Source organism: Parvibaculum sp., from assembly GCF_019635935.1.
Taxonomy (GTDB): Bacteria; Pseudomonadota; Alphaproteobacteria; order Parvibaculales; family Parvibaculaceae; genus Parvibaculum.
The window spans coordinates 456,936-475,523 of sequence record NZ_JAHBYN010000001.1 but is presented as its reverse complement, the minus strand read 5'-3'; the positions used below and the strand labels follow the sequence as shown (position 1 = coordinate 475,523).

Here is an 18,588-nt window from a genome sequence, read left to right as displayed (position 1 = left end):
CGTCGCAATGTTGCGGACGGGACGGAGGGCCGCGCGCCTTCCGTCCCGGCCGACGCTCCGGAGCCCATGTTCCGGATACCCCTCACGGAGAAGGCGGCCTTGAGACCGGGCAGCCCCTTCACCGACTGAAAGCCCGGCCGCCGTTCTAATGCAGAGCGTTGCGAGGAGCACAAATGACGCAGTCCTTCACTGGTCGAAAGCGGGTTCGTAAGATCTTCGGGCACATCCCGCAGGTTGCCGAGATGCCGAACCTGATCGAGGTTCAGAAATATTCCTACGACCAGTTCCTGCAGGTGGTGAACCCGGCTGGCGGCCGCGAGGAGCAAGGGCTCCAGGCGGTCTTCAAGTCGGTGTTTCCGATCAGCGATTTTTCCGAAAGCTCGACTCTGGAATTCGTGAACTACGAATTCGAGACGCCGAAATACGACGTCGAAGAGTGCCAGCAGCGCGGCATGACCTACGCGGCGCCGCTGAAGGTGACGTTGCGGCTGATCGTGTTCGAGGTGGATGAGGACACGCAGGCCAAGTCCGTCAAGGACATCAAGGAGCAGGACGTCTATATGGGCGACATGCCGCTGATGACCGAAAACGGCACGTTCGTCATCAATGGCACCGAGCGCGTCATCGTTTCGCAGATGCATCGCAGCCCCGGCGTGTTTTTCGATCACGACAAGGGCAAGACGCATTCGAGCGGAAAGCTGCTCTTCGCCGCGCGCGTCATTCCCTATCGCGGGTCGTGGCTCGATTTCGAATTCGACGCGAAGGACATCGTCTTTGTGCGTATCGACCGCCGGCGCAAGCTGCCGGTAACGACGCTGCTCTATGCGCTCGGGCTCGACTCTGAAGAAATTCTCGACACGTTCTACAAGAACGTCACCTTCACCAAGGTGAAGCAGGGCTGGCGCGTGCCTTTCCACGCCGAGCGCTATCGCGGCGCGAAGCCGGAGCGCGACCTGATCGACGCCAAGAGCGGCAAGGCGGTGGTGGAAGCGGGCCGCAAGGTGACGCCGCGGCTTGCCAAGAAGCTTGCCGAGGACGGCCTCAAGGAGCTTCTCGTGCAGGACGAGGATATTCAAGGCCGCTATCTCGCCCGTGAAATTGTCAACATGGAGACCGGCGAAATTTTCGCCGAGGCCGGCGACGAAATCACGCCGGAGATGCTGGAAATGCTGGTCGAGGCCGGCCACACCGAGATCGTCACGCTCGACATCGACCATGTGAACACCGGCGCCTTCATCCGCAACACGCTGGCGGTCGACAAGTGCACCAATCGCGAGCAGGCGCTGATCGACATTTATCGTGTGATGCGCCCCGGCGAGCCGCCGACGGCGGACACGGCCGAAGCGCTGTTCCAGAGCCTGTTCTTCGATGCCGAACGCTATGACCTTTCGGCGGTCGGCCGCGTCAAGATGAACATGCGTCTCGACCTCGACTGCCCGGACACGGTGCGTGTGTTGCGCCGCGAGGACATTCTGGCGGTCATCAAGACGCTGGTGGGCCTGCGCGACGGCAAGGGCGAAATCGACGACATCGACAATCTCGGCAATCGCCGCGTGCGTTCGGTCGGCGAATTGATGGAAAATCAGTATCGCGTCGGCCTCTTGCGCATGGAACGTGCGATCAAGGAACGCATGTCGTCGGTCGATATCGACACGGTGATGCCGCACGATCTGATCAATGCGAAGCCCGCGGCTGCGGCCGTGCGCGAGTTCTTCGGCTCGTCGCAGCTTTCGCAGTTCATGGACCAGACCAACCCGCTCAGCGAGATCACGCACAAGCGCCGTCTCTCGGCGCTTGGGCCCGGCGGTCTCACGCGCGAGCGCGCCGGCTTCGAAGTGCGCGACGTGCACCCGACGCATTACGGCCGCATCTGCCCGATCGAAACGCCGGAAGGTCCGAATATCGGTCTGATCAATTCGCTGGCGACCTTTGCGCGCGTCAACAAGTACGGCTTCATCGAAAGCCCGTACCGGCGCGTCAAGGGTGGCAAGATGACGGATGAAGTCGTCTACCTCTCGGCCATGGAAGAAGCGCGCTACCGCATCGCCCAGGCCAACATCTCGATCGGCAAGAAGGGCGAGATCGAGGGCGAGCTCGTCAACTGCCGCATCGACGGCGACTTCGAGATGGTGCCGCCGGACCAGGTGGATTTCGTCGACGTGTCGCCGAAGCAGATCGTTTCGGTCGCCGCGGCGCTGATCCCGTTCCTCGAGAACGACGACGCCAACCGCGCGTTGATGGGCTCGAACATGCAGCGTCAGGCCGTGCCGCTGATCCGTTCGGAAGCGCCGCTTGTCGGCACCGGCATGGAAGAAGTGGTGGCGCGGGATTCGGGCGCCGCCATCGGCGCACGCCGCACCGGCATCGTCGACCAGGTGGATGCAACGCGCATCGTCATCCGGGCGACGGAGGAAGTCGATCCGTCGCAGTCGGGCGTCGACATCTACAACCTGCGGAAGTTCCAGCGTTCCAACCAGAACACCTGCATCAACCAGCGTCCGCTGGTGCGTGTGGGCGACGAGGTGCGCAAGGGCGACATCATTGCTGACGGTCCCTCGACCGAGCTCGGCGATCTGGCGCTCGGCCGCAACGTGCTCGTCGCGTTCATGCCGTGGAACGGCTACAACTTCGAGGACTCGATCCTGATTTCGGAGCGCATCGTGCGCGACGACGTGTTCACCTCCATTCACATCGAAGAGTTCGAGGTGATGGCGCGCGACACGAAGCTCGGGCCGGAAGAAATCACGCGCGATATTCCGAATGTCGGCGAAGAGGCGCTGAAGAACCTCGACGAAGCCGGCATCGTCTATATCGGCGCGGAAGTGAACCCGGGCGACATTCTCTGCGGCAAGATCACGCCGAAGGGCGAGAGCCCGATGACGCCGGAAGAAAAGCTTCTGCGCGCCATCTTCGGCGAGAAGGCGTCCGACGTGCGCGACACGTCGCTGCGCCTGCCGCCGGGCGTGCAGGGCACGGTCGTCGAAGTGCGCGTGTTCAACCGGCACGGCATCGACAAGGATGAGCGCGCGATGGCGATCGAGCGCGAGGAAATCGAACGTCTGGCGAAAGACCGCGACGACGAATTCGGTATTCTCGACCGCAACGTCTATGGCCGTCTCTCCGAAATCCTGCTCGGCAAGCAGATCGCTTCGGGCCCGAAAGGCATGGAAGCGGATGCGAAAGTGTCCCAGGCCAATCTCGACGATCTGAGCCACGGACAGTGGTGGCAGATCGCGCTGAAGAACGAGAAGGCGCAGGCCGAAATCGAAGCGCTGAAGCGGCAGTACGACGAAAGCAAGGAGCGCCTCGAAGCGCGCTTTGCCGACAAGGTCGACAAGCTGCAGCGCGGCGACGAGCTGCCGCCCGGCGTGATGAAGATGGTCAAGGTCTTCGTGGCCGTGAAGCGCAAGCTGCAGACCGGCGACAAGATGGCCGGCCGCCACGGCAACAAGGGCGTCATCAGCCGCATCGTGCCGATGGAAGACATGCCCTATCTCGACGACGGCCAGCCGGTCGATATCGTGCTCAATCCGCTCGGCGTGCCGAGCCGCATGAATGTCGGTCAGATTCTCGAGACGCATCTTGGGTGGGCTTGCGCCGGTCTCGGCAAGAAGATCGAGCTCGCGCTCGAAAGCTATCGCCGCGAGAACAAGCCGAAGGACCTGAAGGACCTCGTCAAGAAAATCTATGGCGACGATCCGACGGTTGCCTCGCTCGACGAGGAGCAGCTTGTCGAAATGGCCGGCAACCTGACCAACGGCGTGCCGATCGCGACGCCGGTGTTCGACGGTGCGCATGAGCCGGACATCGTGGAAATGCTCGACCTTGCCGGGATGGATCATTCCGGCCAGGTGACGCTCCATGACGGGCGGACCGGCGAGCCTTTCGACCGCAAGGTGACGGTGGGCTACATCTATATGCTGAAGCTGCACCACCTTGTGGACGACAAGATCCACGCGCGTTCCATCGGCCCGTACTCGCTCGTGACCCAGCAGCCGCTGGGTGGCAAGGCGCAGTTCGGCGGCCAGCGTTTCGGCGAAATGGAAGTGTGGGCGCTCGAAGCTTACGGCGCCGCCTACACGCTGCAGGAAATGCTGACGGTGAAGTCGGACGACGTGGCCGGCCGCACCAAGGTTTACGAAGCCATCGTGCGCGGCGACGACACGTTCGAGGCCGGCATTCCCGAGAGCTTCAACGTGCTCGTCAAGGAAATGCGGTCACTCGGCCTCAATGTCGAGCTGCTGACGCCGCCGGCGAACTGATGCGAAACGGAGGCGGCGCGCCCTTTGCCGGCCGCGCCGCCGCCTTCCGCCCCTCGGGGCGACGAAGGCAAGACAGAGATTGATATACGGGGTATGCGGACGGATGGCCCCACCGGACGCGAACTTTCTCCCCGTTGATGTGGAGGCCCGAGCTCAGGAGAAGTCCATGAACCAAGAGGTCATGAACCTTTTCAATCCGACGACGCCGGCGCAGACATTCGACCAGATCAAGATTTCGATCGCCAGCCCGGAGCGGATCCATTCCTGGTCTTACGGCGAGATCAAGAAGCCCGAAACGATCAACTACCGCACGTTCAAGCCCGAGCGCGACGGTCTGTTCTGCGCGCGCATTTTCGGTCCGATCAAGGATTACGAATGCCTGTGCGGCAAGTACAAGCGGATGAAATACAAGGGCATCATCTGCGAAAAGTGCGGCGTTGAAGTGACGCTCTCGAAGGTCCGGCGCGAGCGCATGGGGCATATCGAGCTTGCGGCGCCGGTCGCGCATATCTGGTTCCTGAAGTCGCTTCCGAGCCGCATCGGCATGCTGCTCGACATGACGCTGAAGGATCTCGAACGCGTTCTTTATTTCGAGAACTACATTGTGCTCGAGCCCGGCCTCACCTCGCTGAAGGAGCGCCAGCTCCTGACGGAAGAGGAGCTGCTGGACGCGCAAGACCAGCATGGCGAGGACAGCTTCACCGCCAAGATCGGCGCCGAAGCGATCCGCGACATCCTGGAGGCGCTCGATCTCGAAAAGACGGCGGCGGAGCTGCGCGTCGAAATCGCCGAATCGACTTCCGAACTGAAGCCGAAGAAGCTCGCCAAGCGGCTGAAGCTGATCGAGGCCTTCATCGAGTCCGGCAACAAGCCGGAATGGATGATCATGACGGTCGTGCCGGTGATCCCGCCGGAACTGCGTCCGCTGGTGCCGCTCGACGGTGGCCGCTTCGCGACGTCGGACCTTAACGACCTCTACCGTCGCGTCATCAACCGCAACAACCGTCTGAAGCGGCTGATGGAGCTGCGCGCGCCCGACATCATCATCCGCAACGAAAAGCGGATGCTGCAGGAATCCGTCGATGCGTTGTTCGACAACGGCCGCCGCGGCCGCGTCATCACCGGCGCCAACAAGCGTCCGCTGAAGTCGCTCGCCGACATGCTGAAGGGCAAGCAGGGCCGCTTCCGCCAGAACCTGCTCGGCAAGCGCGTCGACTATTCGGGCCGCTCGGTCATCGTGGTCGGTCCGGAGCTGAAGCTGCATCAGTGCGGTTTGCCGAAGAAGATGGCGCTCGAACTGTTCAAGCCGTTCATCTATTCGCGGCTCGAGGCAAAGGGTCTCAGCGCCACCGTCAAGCAGGCGAAGAAGCTGGTCGAGAAAGAACGTCCCGAGGTTTGGGAAATCCTCGAACAGGTGATCCGCGAACATCCGGTGCTGCTCAACCGTGCGCCGACGCTGCATCGTCTCGGCATTCAGGCGTTCGAGCCGGTGCTGATCGAAGGCAAGGCGATCCAGCTTCATCCGCTCGTCTGCGCGGCCTTCAACGCCGACTTCGACGGCGACCAGATGGCCGTGCACGTTCCGCTGTCGCTCGAAGCGCAGCTCGAGGCGCGCGTGCTGATGATGTCGACCAACAACATCCTGCACCCGGCCAACGGCTCGCCGATCATCGTGCCGTCGCAGGACATCGTTCTCGGTCTTTATTATGTGACCATCGAGAAGCAGAACGAGCCGGGCGAGGGCATGGTGTTCTCCAGCATCTCGGAGATCGAACATGCGTTGGCGGCCAAGGCCGTTACGCTGCATGCGAAGGTCAAGGCGCGCTACACGACGAAGGATGCCGACGGCAAGGACCTGACGCAGGTCGTCGACACGACGCCGGGCCGGATGCTGGTGGGCGAGCTCCTGCCGAAGCATCCGAACGTGCCGTTCGATCTCGTGAATCGCCTGCTCACGAAGCGTGAAATCTCGAAGATGATCGACGTGGTCTACCGCCACTGCGGTCAGAAGGATACGGTCATTTTCTGCGACCAGATCATGGCGCTCGGCTTCCGCCAGGCGTTCCGTGCCGGCATTTCCTTCGGCAAGGACGACATGGTTATTCCGGAAGAAAAGTCGAAGCTCGTCGAGGAGACGCGTTCGCTGACGACCGAGTATGAGCAGCAGTATATCGACGGCCTCATCACGCAGGGCGAGAAGTACAACAAGGTCGTCGATGCATGGGCGAAGTGCACCGATCGCGTCGCCGACGTGATGATGCAGAAGATTTCGGCCGTGCAGATCGATGCCGAAACGAAGCGCGAGAAACAGATCAACTCGATCTACATGATGGCGCATTCGGGCGCGCGCGGTTCGCCTGCCCAGATGAAGCAGCTCGCCGGCATGCGCGGCCTGATGGCCAAGCCGTCGGGCGAGATCATCGAGACGCCGATCATCTCGAACTTCAAGGAAGGCCTCACCGTTCTCGAGTACTTCAACTCGACGCATGGTGCGCGTAAGGGTCTTGCCGATACGGCATTGAAGACGGCGAACTCCGGTTACCTGACGCGGCGTCTTGTCGACGTGGCGCAGGATTCGATCATCACCGAGGAAGATTGCGGCACCTCGGGCGGCATCACCGTTCAGGCGGTGATCGAGTCCGGCGACGTGCTCGTTTCGCTGGGAACGCGTGTTCTCGGCCGCACGACGGCCGAAGATGTAATGAATCCGGCGACCGGCATGGTGCTTCTGCCGAAGAACCACCTGATCGACGAAGCCGATGTGGACCTCATCGAAGAGGCAAACGTTCAGGCGATGAAGATCCGTTCGGTGCTGACTTGCGAAGCGCAGAACGGCGTTTGCGCCGCCTGCTACGGTCGCGACCTCGCACGCGGTACGCCCGTCAACATGGGCGAAGCTGTGGGCGTTATCGCCGCTCAGTCGATCGGCGAGCCGGGCACGCAGCTTACCATGCGTACCTTCCACATCGGCGGTACGGCGCAGGTGGCCGACAACTCCTATATCGAGTCCAACCACGCGGGCACGATCAAGATCGTCAACCGCAACGTGGTGAAGGACTCGAACGGCGTTCTCGTCGTCATGGGCCGGAACGTTCAGGTTCAGGTCATCGACGAGCATGGCGGCGAACGTGCTTCGCACAAGCTCACCTACGGCTCGCGCCTGAAGGTGGATGACGGCGCCACGATCGCGCGCGGTCAGCGTATTGCCGAGTGGGATCCTTACACGATGCCGATCCTCACCGAGGTCAACGGCACGGTCGAGTTCGAGGACCTGGTCGACGGTGTGTCGATCCGCGAAGTGGCGGACGAGGCGACCGGCATTTCGAGCCGCGTCGTGGTCGACTGGCGCGCTTCGCCGCGTGGCAGCGAGTTGCGTCCGGCCGTCATCGTCAAGGATGCCAAGGGCAAGATCATGAAACTCGCCAGCGGCAACGACGCGCGCTACCTGCTGTCGGTCGACGCCATCCTGTCGGTCGAAAACGGGGCGACGGTCCATGCCGGCGACGTGCTGGCGCGTATCCCGACCGAAGGCGCCAAGACGCGCGACATCACGGGCGGTCTGCCGCGCGTGGCGGAGCTCTTCGAAGCGCGGCGGCCGAAGGACCACGCGATCATCGCGGAGGTCACGGGGCGCGTCGAGTTCGGCAAGGACTACAAGAACAAGCGCCGCATCATCGTGCATCCGTCGGATGAGAGCCTCGAGCCCGTCGAATATCTGATCCCGAAGGGCAAGCACATCTCGGTGCAGGAAGGCGACATCATCGAGAAGGGCGAGTTCATTCTCGACGGTCACCCGGCGCCTCACGACATCCTGGCGATTTCGGGTGTCGAGGAGCTGGCCGCCTATCTCGTCAACGAGGTGCAGGACGTCTATCGCCTGCAGGGCGTGTCGATCAACGACAAGCACATCGAAGTGATCGTGCGCAACATGCTGCAAAAGGTCGAAATCACCCATCCGGGCGAGTCGATCACGCTGCCCGGCGAACAGATGGACCGCACGGAGTTCGACGAGATGAACGCCAAGCTCGAAGCGCAGGGCAAGGCGACGGCGTCGGCGAGCCCGGTGCTGCTCGGCATCACCAAGGCGAGCCTGCAGACCCGCTCGTTCATTTCGGCGGCGTCCTTCCAGGAAACGACCCGCGTTCTCACCGAGGCGGCGGTTTCCGGCAAGGTCGATCAGTTGATCGGCCTGAAGGAAAACGTCATCGTCGGACGGCTGATCCCGGCCGGCACGGGTGGCATGCTGCAGCGTCTGCGCGGCGAGGCGCAGGCCCGCGACGAGAAGATCCTCGAGGATCAGGTCGCTGCGAACCCGGTTGTGACGCCCGAAGCGGTCGAGACGGCCGGCGACGCCGCCTGACGGCTTCCGCCGCCGCAAGAATCGAAAGGCCGTCCGGGCAGTCCGGACGGCCTTTTTCGTTCAATATCCCTCAAGCGGCAGCGGGTGCTTTCGACGGCTCCGACAGATATACGGCGAAAGCGATGGCGAAGAGGAAATCGCCCGCAGCCGCCAGAACCAGGAGTTGGGGGACGTGTCCCCAGAGCAGGTGTCCGGCGACGAGCGCGCAGACGCCGAGCTTGCCGATCAGACCGAGAATGACGATCGCCCGGCCGCCGGACGTATTCATCGCCACCATTGCGTAGCCGATGCCGAAGAGGCAGACCACCAGGCCCGCGAGCTGCGCGATAATGATGTGTTGCGGGTCGAAGGGTGGTATGCCCGCGTTCGCGGCCGCGAGGCTGGGGGCCAGCAGCAGGGGTGCCCCCGCAATGAAGTTGTAGACGGCCGCCGTCCAGAAAAGCGCGTGCCAGAATTTTCCGTTCATTATGCCGTTCCCTGCGATGCGATTCGGTACGCATTCTGCGCCCGATTCGGCCCGCCGTTAAGGCCGGCGCCGCTGCGTGGGGCCCCAAAGACCCCCGCCGGACCGCGCGAAAGGTCGGTTCGGGGACGAAACGTCTCTCCGGGGCGGATTTCCTAGCATTTCTTAAGGATTGGGGTTGACGGGTCCGGGGGCCCAGAGTAGGTTCCGCCCACTTTCGCTCCAGGTAGTAGAGGTTTCCCGGGCGACAGACCGACAAGTCCTTGAGGGGATTAGGTCTTTCGCCGGGTCTAGACACTGGGGTCAGTGAACAGAATACGAGGAATGGCGCACGATTCCGGGCGCAAGGCCGGGATCCTCTGCATTTGGACACAAAGCCCGATTGAGGGGTTTCGTGTCCATGAGCGCGCGCAGCCAATTCCGGAGCAAATCCGGGGCGGCGCGGCGTTTTTTGTTTGGACAGACAGGATCGAGCAGGCGAATGCCCACCGTCAACCAACTCATCCGCAACCCGCGCAAGCCGCTGGTGAAGCGGAACAAAGTCCCGGCCATGCAGGCGTGCCCGCAGAAGCGCGGCGTATGCACGCGCGTCTACACGACGACGCCGAAAAAGCCGAACTCCGCTCTGCGTAAAGTCGCGCGCGTTCGTCTGACGAACGGTTTCGAAGTCACGAGCTACATTCCCGGCGAAGGCCACAACTTGCAGGAACACTCCGTGGTCCTGATCCGTGGCGGCCGCGTGAAGGACCTTCCCGGCGTTCGCTATCACATCATCCGCGGCGTGCTCGATACGCAAGGCGTGAAAGACCGCCGCCAGCGCCGTTCGAAATACGGCGCGAAGCGTCCGAAGTAAGGAACAGAGATATGTCCCGACGCCACCGCGCAGAAAAACGAGACGTTATTCCGGACGCCAAGTATGGCGACGTCGTTCTCGCGAAGTTCATGAACAGCCTGATGTATCACGGCAAGAAGTCAGCCGCCGAAAGCATCATTTACGGCGCGTTCGACCAGATGCAGCAGAAGGCCAGCGTCGATCCGCTGCGCACCTTCCACGAAGCCCTCGAAAACGTGATGCCGGCGCTCGAAGTGCGCTCGCGCCGCGTCGGTGGCGCCACCTACCAGGTGCCCGTCGAAGTTCGTCCCGAGCGCCGCAAGGCGCTGGCGATCCGCTGGATCATCGCCGCCGCGCGTGCGCGCAACGAGACCACGATGGTCGCGCGCCTCTCCGGCGAGCTGCTCGATGCGGCCAACAATCGCGGTTCGGCCGTCAAGAAGCGTGAAGACACGCATCGTATGGCCGAAGCCAACCGCGCCTTCTCGCACTACCGCTGGTAAAGCGTTCAAGACCCCTAAAGGCAGACCGTCATGGCACGCAAAACGAAGCTCGAAGATTATCGCAATATCGGCATCATGGCTCACATCGATGCCGGTAAGACGACGACGACCGAGCGTATCCTTTATTACACGGGCGTCAGCCACAAGATTGGCGAAGTGCATGACGGCGCCGCCACGATGGACTGGATGGAGCAGGAGCAAGAGCGCGGCATCACGATCACGTCGGCCGCGACGACCTGTTTCTGGAACGAAAAGCGCATCAATATCATCGACACGCCCGGTCACGTGGACTTCACGATCGAAGTCGAGCGTTCGCTGCGTGTGCTCGACGGTGCGGTGACGGTGTTCGACTCGGTTGCCGGCGTCGAGCCGCAATCGGAAACCGTGTGGCGCCAGGCCGACAAATACCGCGTGCCGCGCATGTGCTTCGTCAACAAGATGGACCGCATGGGCGCGAACTTCTATCGCTGCGTCGACATGATCGTGACGCGCCTCGGTGCGACGCCGCTGGTGCTGCAGTTGCCGATCGGTTCGGAAGCTGAGTTCGAAGGTCTGATCGACCTGATCCGGATGAAGGAAATCATCTGGAAGGACGAGTCGCTGGGTGCCGAATTCGAATACCGCGACATTCGCGCCGATCTGAAAGAGCAGGCCGACGAATATCGCGCGAAGCTCGTCGAGGGCGCCGTCGAGATGGACGACACCGCGATGGAAGCCTATCTCGAAGGCAATGAGCCCGACGAAGCGACGCTCAAGGCGCTCATCCGCAAGGGCACGATCGCGCGCAGCTTCGTGCCGGTTCTCTGCGGCAGCGCCTTCAAGAACAAGGGCGTGCAGCCCATGCTCGACGCGGTGGTGGATTATCTGCCGTCGCCGGTCGACGTCGAAAGCGTCGAAGGCATCGATCCGAACACCGAAGAGCCTGCGACCCGCAAGACCTCGGACGAGGCGCCGCTCTCGGTGCTGGCGTTCAAGATCATGAACGATCCGTTCGTCGGTTCGCTGACCTTCTGCCGTATTTATTCCGGTGTTCTGGCAACCGGCACAGGCGTCCTGAATTCGACGAAGGACAATCGCGAGCGCATCGGCCGCATGTTGCTGATGCATGCCAACCATCGCGAAGACATTAAAGAAGCCCATGCTGGCGACATCGTTGCCGTGGCGGGTCTGAAGAACACGACCACCGGCGACACGCTTTGCGACCCCAACAAGCCGATCATTCTCGAGCGGATGGAGTTTCCCGAGCCCGTTATCGAGGTTGCGGTGGAGCCGAAGACGAAGGCCGACCAGGAGAAGATGGGCATTGCGCTCAATCGTCTCGCTCAGGAAGACCCGTCGTTCCGCGTGTCGGTCGACGAGGAATCCGGCCAGACCGTCATCAAGGGCATGGGCGAACTGCATCTCGACATCATCGTCGACCGCATGCGCCGCGAGTTCAAGGTCGAGGCCAATGTCGGTGCGCCGCAGGTGGCGTATCGCGAGACGCTGACCAAGCGCGCCGAGATCGACTACACGCACAAGAAGCAGACCGGCGGTTCGGGCCAGTATGCCCGCGTCAAGATCACCTTCGAGCCGGGCGAGCCGGGTTCGGGCTTCCAGTTCGAAAGCAAGATCGTCGGCGGCTCGGTTCCGAAGGAATACATCCCGGGTGTGCAGAAGGGTGTCGAAAGCGTGAAGGATTCCGGTCCGCTTGCCGGCTTCCCGATGATCGACTTCAAGGCGACGCTCACGGATGGCGCCTATCATGACGTCGACTCGAGTGTGATGGCCTTCGAAATTGCCGCGCGCGCCGCGTTCCGCGAGGGCGCGCAGCAGGCCGGCGTGAAGCTTCTCGAGCCGATCATGAATGTCGAAGTCGTGACGCCGGAAGAATATATGGGCGACGTGATCGGCGACCTGAACAGCCGCCGCGGCCAGATCAGCGGCACCGAACAGCGCGGCATCGCGCAGGTCATTCATGCAATGGTCCCGCTCGCCAACATGTTCGGTTACGTCAATACGCTGCGTTCGATGAGCCAGGGCCGTGCCCAGTACACGATGCAGTTCGATCATTACGAGCAGGTGCCGCAAGCGGTGTCCGACGAAGTCCGGGCGAAGCTCGCCTAACCAACTGAACCAAGACTGTTCCTGAAGGATGGAGCGCCGAGATGGCCAAAGAGAAGTTTGAGCGGAACAAGCCGCACTGCAACATCGGTACGATCGGTCACGTCGATCACGGGAAGACGTCGCTGACGGCAGCGATCACGAAGGTCTTGGCGGAGACGGGCGGGGCGACGTATTCGGCCTATGACCAGATCGACAAGGCGCCGGAAGAGAAGGCGCGCGGGATCACGATCTCGACGGCGCATGTCGAGTATCAGACGGAAGCGCGTCACTACGCGCATGTCGACTGCCCGGGCCATGCGGACTATGTGAAGAACATGATCACGGGCGCGGCGCAGATGGACGGCGCGATCCTGGTGGTTTCGGCGGCCGATGGCCCGATGCCGCAGACGCGCGAGCACATTCTTCTGGCCCGCCAGGTCGGCGTGCCGGCGCTGGTGGTGTTCATGAACAAGGTCGACCAGGTCGACGATCCGGAGCTTCTGGAACTCGTCGAGATGGAGATCCGCGAGCTTCTGTCGAGCTACGACTTCCCGGGCGACGACATTCCGATCGTCAAGGGCTCGGCGCTGGCGGCGCTTGAAGACTCCAACAAGGAGATCGGCCACGACGCGATCCTGGAGCTGATGAAGGCGGTCGACGCCTATATCCCGCAGCCGGAGCGCCCGAAGAACCTGCCGTTCCTGATGCCGATCGAAGACGTGTTCTCGATCTCGGGCCGCGGCACGGTGGTGACGGGCCGCATCGAGCGCGGCGTCGTGAAGGTCGGCGAGGAAATCGAGATCGTGGGCATCAAGCCGACGGTGAAGACGACCTGCACGGGCGTCGAGATGTTCCGCAAGCTGCTGGACCAGGGCGAGGCGGGCGACAATGTGGGCGTCCTGCTGCGCGGCACGAAGCGCGAGGAAGTGGAGCGCGGTCAGGTTCTGTGCGCGCCGGGCTCGATCACGCCGCATACGGAGTTCGAGGCGGAAGCCTATATCCTGACCAAGGAAGAGGGTGGCCGTCACACGCCGTTCTTCACCAATTACCGTCCGCAGTTCTACTTCCGGACGACGGACGTGACGGGCATCGTGACGCTGCCGGAAGGCACCGAGATGGTGATGCCGGGCGACAATGTGAAGATGAACGTGACGCTGATCGCGCCGATCGCGATGGAAGAGAAGCTCCGCTTCGCCATCCGCGAAGGCGGCCGTACGGTTGGAGCTGGCGTCGTCTCGAAAGTGTTGAAGTAATCAAGGTTGAAGGGGCGCGGTCCTGCCGCGCCCCTCAAGTTTCAAGTCGCGCAAGCGCAGGGCCGAGAGGCACAGGGACCGAAAATGCAAAGGCAGAAAATTCGCATCCGGTTGAAAGGGTTCGATCATCGCGTGCTCGACGTGTCGACGCGCGAAATCGTCAACACGGCGAAACGCACCGGCGCTCAGGTGCTCGGTCCGATCCCGCTTCCGACCCGGCTCGAAAAGTTCACGGTGCTTCGCGGCCCGCATATCGACAAGAAGAGCCGCGAGCAATTTGAAATCCGGACACACAAGCGTGTGCTCGACATCGTAGACCCCACCCCCCAGACGGTCGATGCGCTTATGAAGCTCGATCTTGCTGCCGGTGTGGACGTCGAGATCAAGCTCTAAAACGTGCTTGCGCTCGGATCAGAACGAGGAATGGGACCCATGCGTTCCGGAGTGATTGTCAAAAAGGTCGGTATGACCCGTCTCTTCATGGAAGACGGCCGTCATGTCCCGGTCACGGTGCTGAAGCTCGACAACTGTCAGGTTGTCAGTCAGCGTACGGAAGATAAGAACGGCTACACGGCCGTTCAGCTTGGCGCCGGCCGCGCCAAGGCCAAGAACGTGCCGAATGCGCAGCGCGGTCAGTTCGCGCGCGCCGAGGTGGAGCCGAAGCTGGAGCTCGTCGAGTTCCGGGTGAGCCCCGACAACCTGCTCGACATCGGCGTCGAGATCACCGCCGACCATTTCGTGGCGGGTCAGTATGTCGACGTCAGCGGCACCTCGATCGGCAAGGGCTTTGCGGGCGTCATGAAGCGCCACAATTTCGGCGGCCTGCGCGCCACGCACGGCGTGTCGGTGAGCCACCGAAGCCATGGCTCGACCGGTCAAAACCAGGATCCGGGCAAGGTCTTCAAAGGCAAGAAGATGGCCGGCCACATGGGCGCGACGCGCGTCACCACGCAGAACCTCGAAGTCGTCCGCACGGATGCCGAGAAGGGCCTGATCATGGTGAAGGGTGCGGTGCCGGGTTCGAAGGGTGGCTGGGTGCTGCTGCGCGATGCGGTGAAGAGCAAGTTGCCGGACAGCGTACCGATGCCGGGCGCGTTCCGCCGCAACGGTGAAGTGGCCGCAGCGCCCGCGACTGAAGAAGCGCCCGCGACTGAGGAAGCGCCTGCCGCCGCCGATGTGGCGGATGCCGGTGCCGAGAAGGAAGGTGCGTGATGAAGGCCGACGTTAAAACTCTTGCGGCCAAGAGTGCCGGCACGGTCGAGCTGACGGACGAAGTGTTCGCGCTCGAGCCCCGTGCCGACATCCTGCATCGCATGGTGACGTATCAGCTCGCCAAGCGGCAGGCCGGCACGCACAAGACCAAGGGCCGTTCCGAGATCGCGCTGACGGGCAAGAAGTTCGTCAAGCAGAAGGGTTCGGGCGGCGCCCGTCACGGCGACCGCAAGGCGCCGCAGTTCCGCGGTGGCGGCAAGGCTTTCGGGCCGGTGGTTCGCAGCCATGCGATCGACATGCCGAAGAAAGTTCGTGCGCTGGCGCTGAAGCTGGCGCTGTCGGCCAAGGCAAAGAGCGACAATCTCGTCATTCTCGACGAAGCGAAGCTCAAGGACCCGAAGACGAAAGCCGTGAAGGACGCGTTCGCCAAGCTCGGTCTCAAGTCGGCGCTGATCGTCGACGGTGCGGAGCTCGACGACAACTTCGCGCTCGCGGCGCGCAACGTGCCGAATGTGGATGTGCTGCCGGTGCAGGGCATCAACGTCTACGACATTCTGCGCCGTGAGACGCTGGTGCTGACCAAGGCTGCGGTCGAAAGCCTGGAGGCTCGCTTCAAATGAATGCGCATCTTTACGACATCATCCTGTCGCCGGTGATTACCGAAAAGGCGACGATGGCATCGGAAGCCAACCAGGTCATCTTCAAGGTGGCCCGGAAAGCGACGAAGCCGCAGGTGAAGGAAGCGGTCGAGAAGCTGTTCGACGTCAAAGTGAAGGCGGTGAACACGCTGGTCCGCAAAGGCAAGACCAAGCGGTTCCGTGGCATTGCGGGACGGCAAAGCGATTTCAAGAAAGCGATCGTGACCCTCGAAGACGGTCATTCGATCGATGTGACGACCGGGCTCTGAAACCATGGCATTGAAAAAATATAAACCGACCAGCCCCGGCCAGCGCGGCCTTGTGCTTGTTGACCGTTCCGGCCTCTACAAGGGCAAGCCGGTCAAGGCGCTGACCGAAGGTCTGACGAAGTCGGGCGGCCGCAACAATCACGGCCGCATCACGGTGCGGTTCCGGGGTGGCGGGCACAAGCGCAGCTATCGCGTCGTCGACTTCAAGCGCGCCAAGGCCGATGTGCCGGCGACCGTGGAACGGCTCGAATACGATCCGAACCGCACGGCGTTCATCGCGCTGGTCAAGTATGCGGATGGCGATCTCGCCTACATCCTGGCGCCGCAGCGGCTTGCCGTGGGCGACACGGTCGTCTCGGGCAACCGGGTCGACGTGAAGCCGGGCAATGCGATGCCGCTGGCGAACATTCCGGTCGGCACCATCGTCCACAATGTCGAGATGAAGCCGGGCAAGGGCGGACAGATCGCGCGTTCGGCCGGCACCTATGTGCAGCTCGTCGGGCGCGACCAGGGCTATGCGCTGCTGCGCCTGTCGTCGGGCGAACAGCGGATGGTTCCGGGCACCTGCATGGCCTCGATCGGCGCGGTGTCGAACCCGGATCATTCGAACATCACCATCGCCAAGGCCGGCCGCAATCGCTGGCTCGGCAAGCGTCCGCATGTGCGCGGCGTCGTGATGAACCCGGTCGACCATCCGCATGGCGGCGGCGAAGGCCGCACTTCGGGCGGCCGTCATCCGGTCACGCCGTGGGGCAAGCCGACCAAGGGCAAGAAGACGCGTGCCAACAAGTCGACGGACAAGTACATCGTCCGCAGCCGCCACCAGAAGAAGAAGTAAGGTCAAGGGAGCTCGATATGGCGCGTTCAGTCAAAAAAGGTCCCTTCGTGGATGGCTACCTTCTGAAGAAGGCGGAAGCCACGCGCGGGTCGGGCCGCAAGGAAGTCATCAAGACGTGGAGCCGCCGCTCGACGGTCCTGCCGCAATTCGTCGGCCTGACCTTCGGCGTTCACAACGGCAAGAAGCACATTCCGGTGCTAGTGACCGAGGACATGGTGGGCCATAAGCTCGGCGAGTTCTCTCCGACGCGTACCTATTTCGGGCATACGTCCGACAAGAAAACGAAGAAGGCATAAGTCATGGGCAAAGCTGCTTCAAAGCGTCGCCTGCCCGATAACGAGGCGCAGGCCGTCGGCCGGATGCTCCGGGTGAGCCCGCAAAAGCTCAACCTCGTGGCGCAGCTGATCCGCGGCAAGAAGGTCGACACGGCGCTCGCCGATCTGACTTTCTCGCGCAAGCGGATTTCGGACGACGTGAAGAAGGTCCTGCAGAGCGCGATTGCGAATGCGGAAAACAATCACGACCTCGATGTCGATGATCTCGTCGTCGCCGAGGCCTATGTAGGCAAGAACCTGGTGATGAAGCGCTGGCATGCGCGGGCGCGCGGACGCGTCGGCCGCATCGAAAAGCCGTTCAGCCAGATCACCATTGTCGTTCGGCAAGTCGAGGAGCAAGCCTGATGGGTCACAAGGTCAATCCGATCGGACTGCGGCTCGGCATCAACCGCACCTGGGATTCGCGCTGGTTCGCCGGCCGTCACGAGTACGGCAAGCTGCTGCACGAAGACATCAAGATCCGCGAAATGCTGGAAGGCCAGTTGAAGCAGGCCGGCGTCTCGAAGATCGTCATCGAACGTCCGCACAAGAAGTGCCGCGTCGCGATTCACACGGCGCGTCCCGGTGTCGTCATCGGCAAGAAGGGCGCCGACATCGAGAAGCTGCGCAAGGACATCGGCAAGATCACGGCATCAGAAGTGCATCTCAACATCGTCGAGGTGCGCAAGCCCGAGATCGACGCGACGCTGGTCGCCGAAAACATCGCGCAGCAGCTCGAGCGCCGCGTGGCGTTCCGCCGGGCGATGAAGCGGGCCGTGCAGTCGGCCATGCGTCTGGGCGCCGGCGGCATCCGCATCAACTGCGCGGGCCGTCTCGGCGGCGCCGAAATCGCGCGGACGGAGTGGTACCGCGAAGGTCGCGTGCCGCTGCACACGCTGCGCGCCGATATCGACTATGGCGTTGCGACCGCGAAGACGGCCTATGGCACCTGTGGCGTCAAGGTCTGGATCTACAAGGGCGAGATACTGGAGCACGACCCGATGGCTTCCGAGCGCCGTGCGCTCGAAGGCAGTGGCGAAGGCGGCGGTGGCCGTCAGCGCCGCGAAGACCGGGCCTGAGCACCGAAGAACCGAGCGATAGAGAGTTTCGACCATGTTGCAACCGAAGCGCACGAAGTTCCGCAAGGCCCACAAGGGCCGCATCCATGGCAAGGCCAAGGGCGGAATGAATCTCGACTTTGGGGCTTTCGGCCTCAAGGCGCAGGAGCCGGCGCGTATCACCGCGCGCCAGATCGAAGCGGCACGTCGTGCGATTACGCGCCACATGAAGCGCGCCGGTCGCGTGTGGATCCGGATTTTCCCGGATGTGCCGGTTTCGTCGAAGCCGACCGAAGTCCGCATGGGTAAGGGCAAGGGCGCGCCGGAATACTGGGCGGCGCGCGTGAAGCCGGGCCGGATCATGTTCGAGATCGACGGTGTGCCGCTTGCGGTTGCCGAAGAAGCGATGCGCCTGGGCGCGGCCAAGCTGCCGATCAAGACGCGCTTCGTCGCGCGTCCCGGCGAGCACGCCTGAGACATAAACGACCCCGCCGGCGGGCG

At 62.6% G+C, this 18,588-nt stretch carries 16 protein-coding genes; 15 read left to right on the top strand and 1 reads right to left on the bottom strand.

Annotated elements, in window-relative coordinates; all coding sequences use genetic code 11:
• Window positions 1-173: 173 nt before the first annotated feature.
• Entirely contained in the window at window positions 174-4,262 is a 4,089-nt protein-coding gene (gene rpoB / locus KF719_RS02485; RefSeq protein WP_293506797.1) for a DNA-directed RNA polymerase subunit beta, read from the top strand.
• 166 nt (window positions 4,263-4,428) lie between these two features.
• Window positions 4,429-8,622 carry a DNA-directed RNA polymerase subunit beta' gene (rpoC, locus tag KF719_RS02480; protein ID WP_293506795.1) on the top strand — a complete coding sequence of 1,398 codons (4,194 nt, stop codon included), beginning with the start codon at window positions 4,429-4,431 and terminating at the stop codon, window positions 8,620-8,622.
• A gap of 70 nt (window positions 8,623-8,692) precedes the next feature.
• On the opposite strand, the gene KF719_RS02475 is transcribed toward rpoC, so the two are convergent.
• On the bottom strand, window positions 8,693-9,088 hold the full coding sequence (locus KF719_RS02475; protein ID WP_293506793.1) for a hypothetical protein: 396 nt from the start codon (window positions 9,086-9,088) through the stop codon (window positions 8,693-8,695).
• A gap of 478 nt (window positions 9,089-9,566) precedes the next feature.
• Here KF719_RS02475 and rpsL point away from each other — a divergent pair, with 478 nt between their 5' ends.
• From rpsL to rplP, 13 genes are all read left to right on the top strand, one after another.
• Window positions 9,567-9,938: a 30S ribosomal protein S12 gene (gene rpsL, locus KF719_RS02470; RefSeq protein ID WP_293506792.1), complete on the top strand. Its 372-nt coding sequence runs from the start codon at window positions 9,567-9,569 to the stop codon at window positions 9,936-9,938.
• A gap of 11 nt (window positions 9,939-9,949) precedes the next feature.
• The gene (gene rpsG / locus KF719_RS02465) at window positions 9,950-10,420 is read left to right on the top strand and encodes a 30S ribosomal protein S7 (RefSeq protein ID WP_293506790.1); all 471 of its coding nucleotides are present in this window, start codon (window positions 9,950-9,952) and stop codon (window positions 10,418-10,420) included.
• Between the two features lie 30 nt (window positions 10,421-10,450).
• Window positions 10,451-12,526 carry an elongation factor G gene (fusA, locus tag KF719_RS02460; protein ID WP_293506788.1) on the top strand — a complete coding sequence of 692 codons (2,076 nt, stop codon included), beginning with the start codon at window positions 10,451-10,453 and terminating at the stop codon, window positions 12,524-12,526.
• Window positions 12,527-12,567: 41 nt separating this feature from the next.
• Entirely contained in the window at window positions 12,568-13,758 is a 1,191-nt protein-coding gene (gene tuf / locus KF719_RS02455; RefSeq protein ID WP_293506787.1) for an elongation factor Tu, read from the top strand.
• Between the two features lie 84 nt (window positions 13,759-13,842).
• The gene (gene rpsJ, locus KF719_RS02450; RefSeq protein ID WP_012111657.1) at window positions 13,843-14,151 is read left to right on the top strand and encodes a 30S ribosomal protein S10; all 309 of its coding nucleotides are present in this window, start codon (window positions 13,843-13,845) and stop codon (window positions 14,149-14,151) included.
• A 39-nt stretch (window positions 14,152-14,190) separates the two neighbouring features.
• The gene (rplC, locus tag KF719_RS02445; RefSeq protein ID WP_293506786.1) at window positions 14,191-14,970 is read left to right on the top strand and encodes a 50S ribosomal protein L3; all 780 of its coding nucleotides are present in this window, start codon (window positions 14,191-14,193) and stop codon (window positions 14,968-14,970) included.
• Window positions 14,970-15,590, top strand: a complete 621-nt coding sequence (rplD, locus tag KF719_RS02440) for a 50S ribosomal protein L4 (RefSeq protein WP_293506785.1) — start codon at window positions 14,970-14,972, stop codon at window positions 15,588-15,590. The genes rplC and rplD overlap by 1 nt, the downstream gene beginning before the upstream one ends.
• Window positions 15,587-15,877, top strand: coding sequence for a 50S ribosomal protein L23 (locus KF719_RS02435; RefSeq protein ID WP_293506784.1), 291 nt, complete (start codon window positions 15,587-15,589; stop codon window positions 15,875-15,877). Before rplD ends, KF719_RS02435 begins: the two co-directional genes overlap by 4 nt.
• 4 nt (window positions 15,878-15,881) lie before the next feature.
• Window positions 15,882-16,715 carry a 50S ribosomal protein L2 gene (rplB, locus tag KF719_RS02430; protein ID WP_293506783.1) on the top strand — a complete coding sequence of 278 codons (834 nt, stop codon included), beginning with the start codon at window positions 15,882-15,884 and terminating at the stop codon, window positions 16,713-16,715.
• A 17-nt stretch (window positions 16,716-16,732) separates the two neighbouring features.
• On the top strand, window positions 16,733-17,011 hold the full coding sequence (gene rpsS / locus KF719_RS02425; RefSeq protein ID WP_293506782.1) for a 30S ribosomal protein S19: 279 nt from the start codon (window positions 16,733-16,735) through the stop codon (window positions 17,009-17,011).
• Window positions 17,012-17,014: 3 nt separating this feature from the next.
• Complete coding sequence (gene rplV, locus KF719_RS02420) at window positions 17,015-17,395, top strand: 50S ribosomal protein L22 (protein WP_293506781.1); 381 nt, start codon at window positions 17,015-17,017, stop codon at window positions 17,393-17,395.
• Window positions 17,395-18,108, top strand: coding sequence for a 30S ribosomal protein S3 (gene rpsC, locus KF719_RS02415; RefSeq protein ID WP_293506780.1), 714 nt, complete (start codon window positions 17,395-17,397; stop codon window positions 18,106-18,108). Before rplV ends, rpsC begins: the two co-directional genes overlap by 1 nt.
• A gap of 34 nt (window positions 18,109-18,142) precedes the next feature.
• Window positions 18,143-18,562, top strand: a complete 420-nt coding sequence (gene rplP / locus KF719_RS02410) for a 50S ribosomal protein L16 (RefSeq protein WP_293506779.1) — start codon at window positions 18,143-18,145, stop codon at window positions 18,560-18,562.
• Window positions 18,563-18,588 lie beyond the last annotated feature (26 nt).

Excerpts from the sequence above, each read along its gene's own strand:
- rpoB (WP_293506797.1), top strand. The coding sequence starts at position 174 with ATGACGCAGTCCTTCACTGGTCGAAAGCGGGTTCGTAAGATCTTCGGG.
- rpoC (WP_293506795.1), top strand. The coding sequence starts at position 4,429 with ATGAACCAAGAGGTCATGAACCTTTTCAATCCGACGACGCCGGCGCAG.
- KF719_RS02475 (WP_293506793.1), bottom strand. The coding sequence starts at position 9,088 with ATGAACGGAAAATTCTGGCACGCGCTTTTCTGGACGGCGGCCGTCTAC.
- rpsL (WP_293506792.1), top strand. The coding sequence starts at position 9,567 with ATGCCCACCGTCAACCAACTCATCCGCAACCCGCGCAAGCCGCTGGTG.
- rpsG (WP_293506790.1), top strand. The coding sequence starts at position 9,950 with ATGTCCCGACGCCACCGCGCAGAAAAACGAGACGTTATTCCGGACGCC.
- fusA (WP_293506788.1), top strand. The coding sequence starts at position 10,451 with ATGGCACGCAAAACGAAGCTCGAAGATTATCGCAATATCGGCATCATG.
- tuf (WP_293506787.1), top strand. The coding sequence starts at position 12,568 with ATGGCCAAAGAGAAGTTTGAGCGGAACAAGCCGCACTGCAACATCGGT.
- rpsJ (WP_012111657.1), top strand. The coding sequence starts at position 13,843 with ATGCAAAGGCAGAAAATTCGCATCCGGTTGAAAGGGTTCGATCATCGC.
- rplC (WP_293506786.1), top strand. The coding sequence starts at position 14,191 with ATGCGTTCCGGAGTGATTGTCAAAAAGGTCGGTATGACCCGTCTCTTC.
- rplD (WP_293506785.1), top strand. The coding sequence starts at position 14,970 with ATGAAGGCCGACGTTAAAACTCTTGCGGCCAAGAGTGCCGGCACGGTC.
- KF719_RS02435 (WP_293506784.1), top strand. The coding sequence starts at position 15,587 with ATGAATGCGCATCTTTACGACATCATCCTGTCGCCGGTGATTACCGAA.
- rplB (WP_293506783.1), top strand. The coding sequence starts at position 15,882 with ATGGCATTGAAAAAATATAAACCGACCAGCCCCGGCCAGCGCGGCCTT.
- rpsS (WP_293506782.1), top strand. The coding sequence starts at position 16,733 with ATGGCGCGTTCAGTCAAAAAAGGTCCCTTCGTGGATGGCTACCTTCTG.
- rplV (WP_293506781.1), top strand. The coding sequence starts at position 17,015 with ATGGGCAAAGCTGCTTCAAAGCGTCGCCTGCCCGATAACGAGGCGCAG.
- rpsC (WP_293506780.1), top strand. The coding sequence starts at position 17,395 with ATGGGTCACAAGGTCAATCCGATCGGACTGCGGCTCGGCATCAACCGC.
- rplP (WP_293506779.1), top strand. The coding sequence starts at position 18,143 with ATGTTGCAACCGAAGCGCACGAAGTTCCGCAAGGCCCACAAGGGCCGC.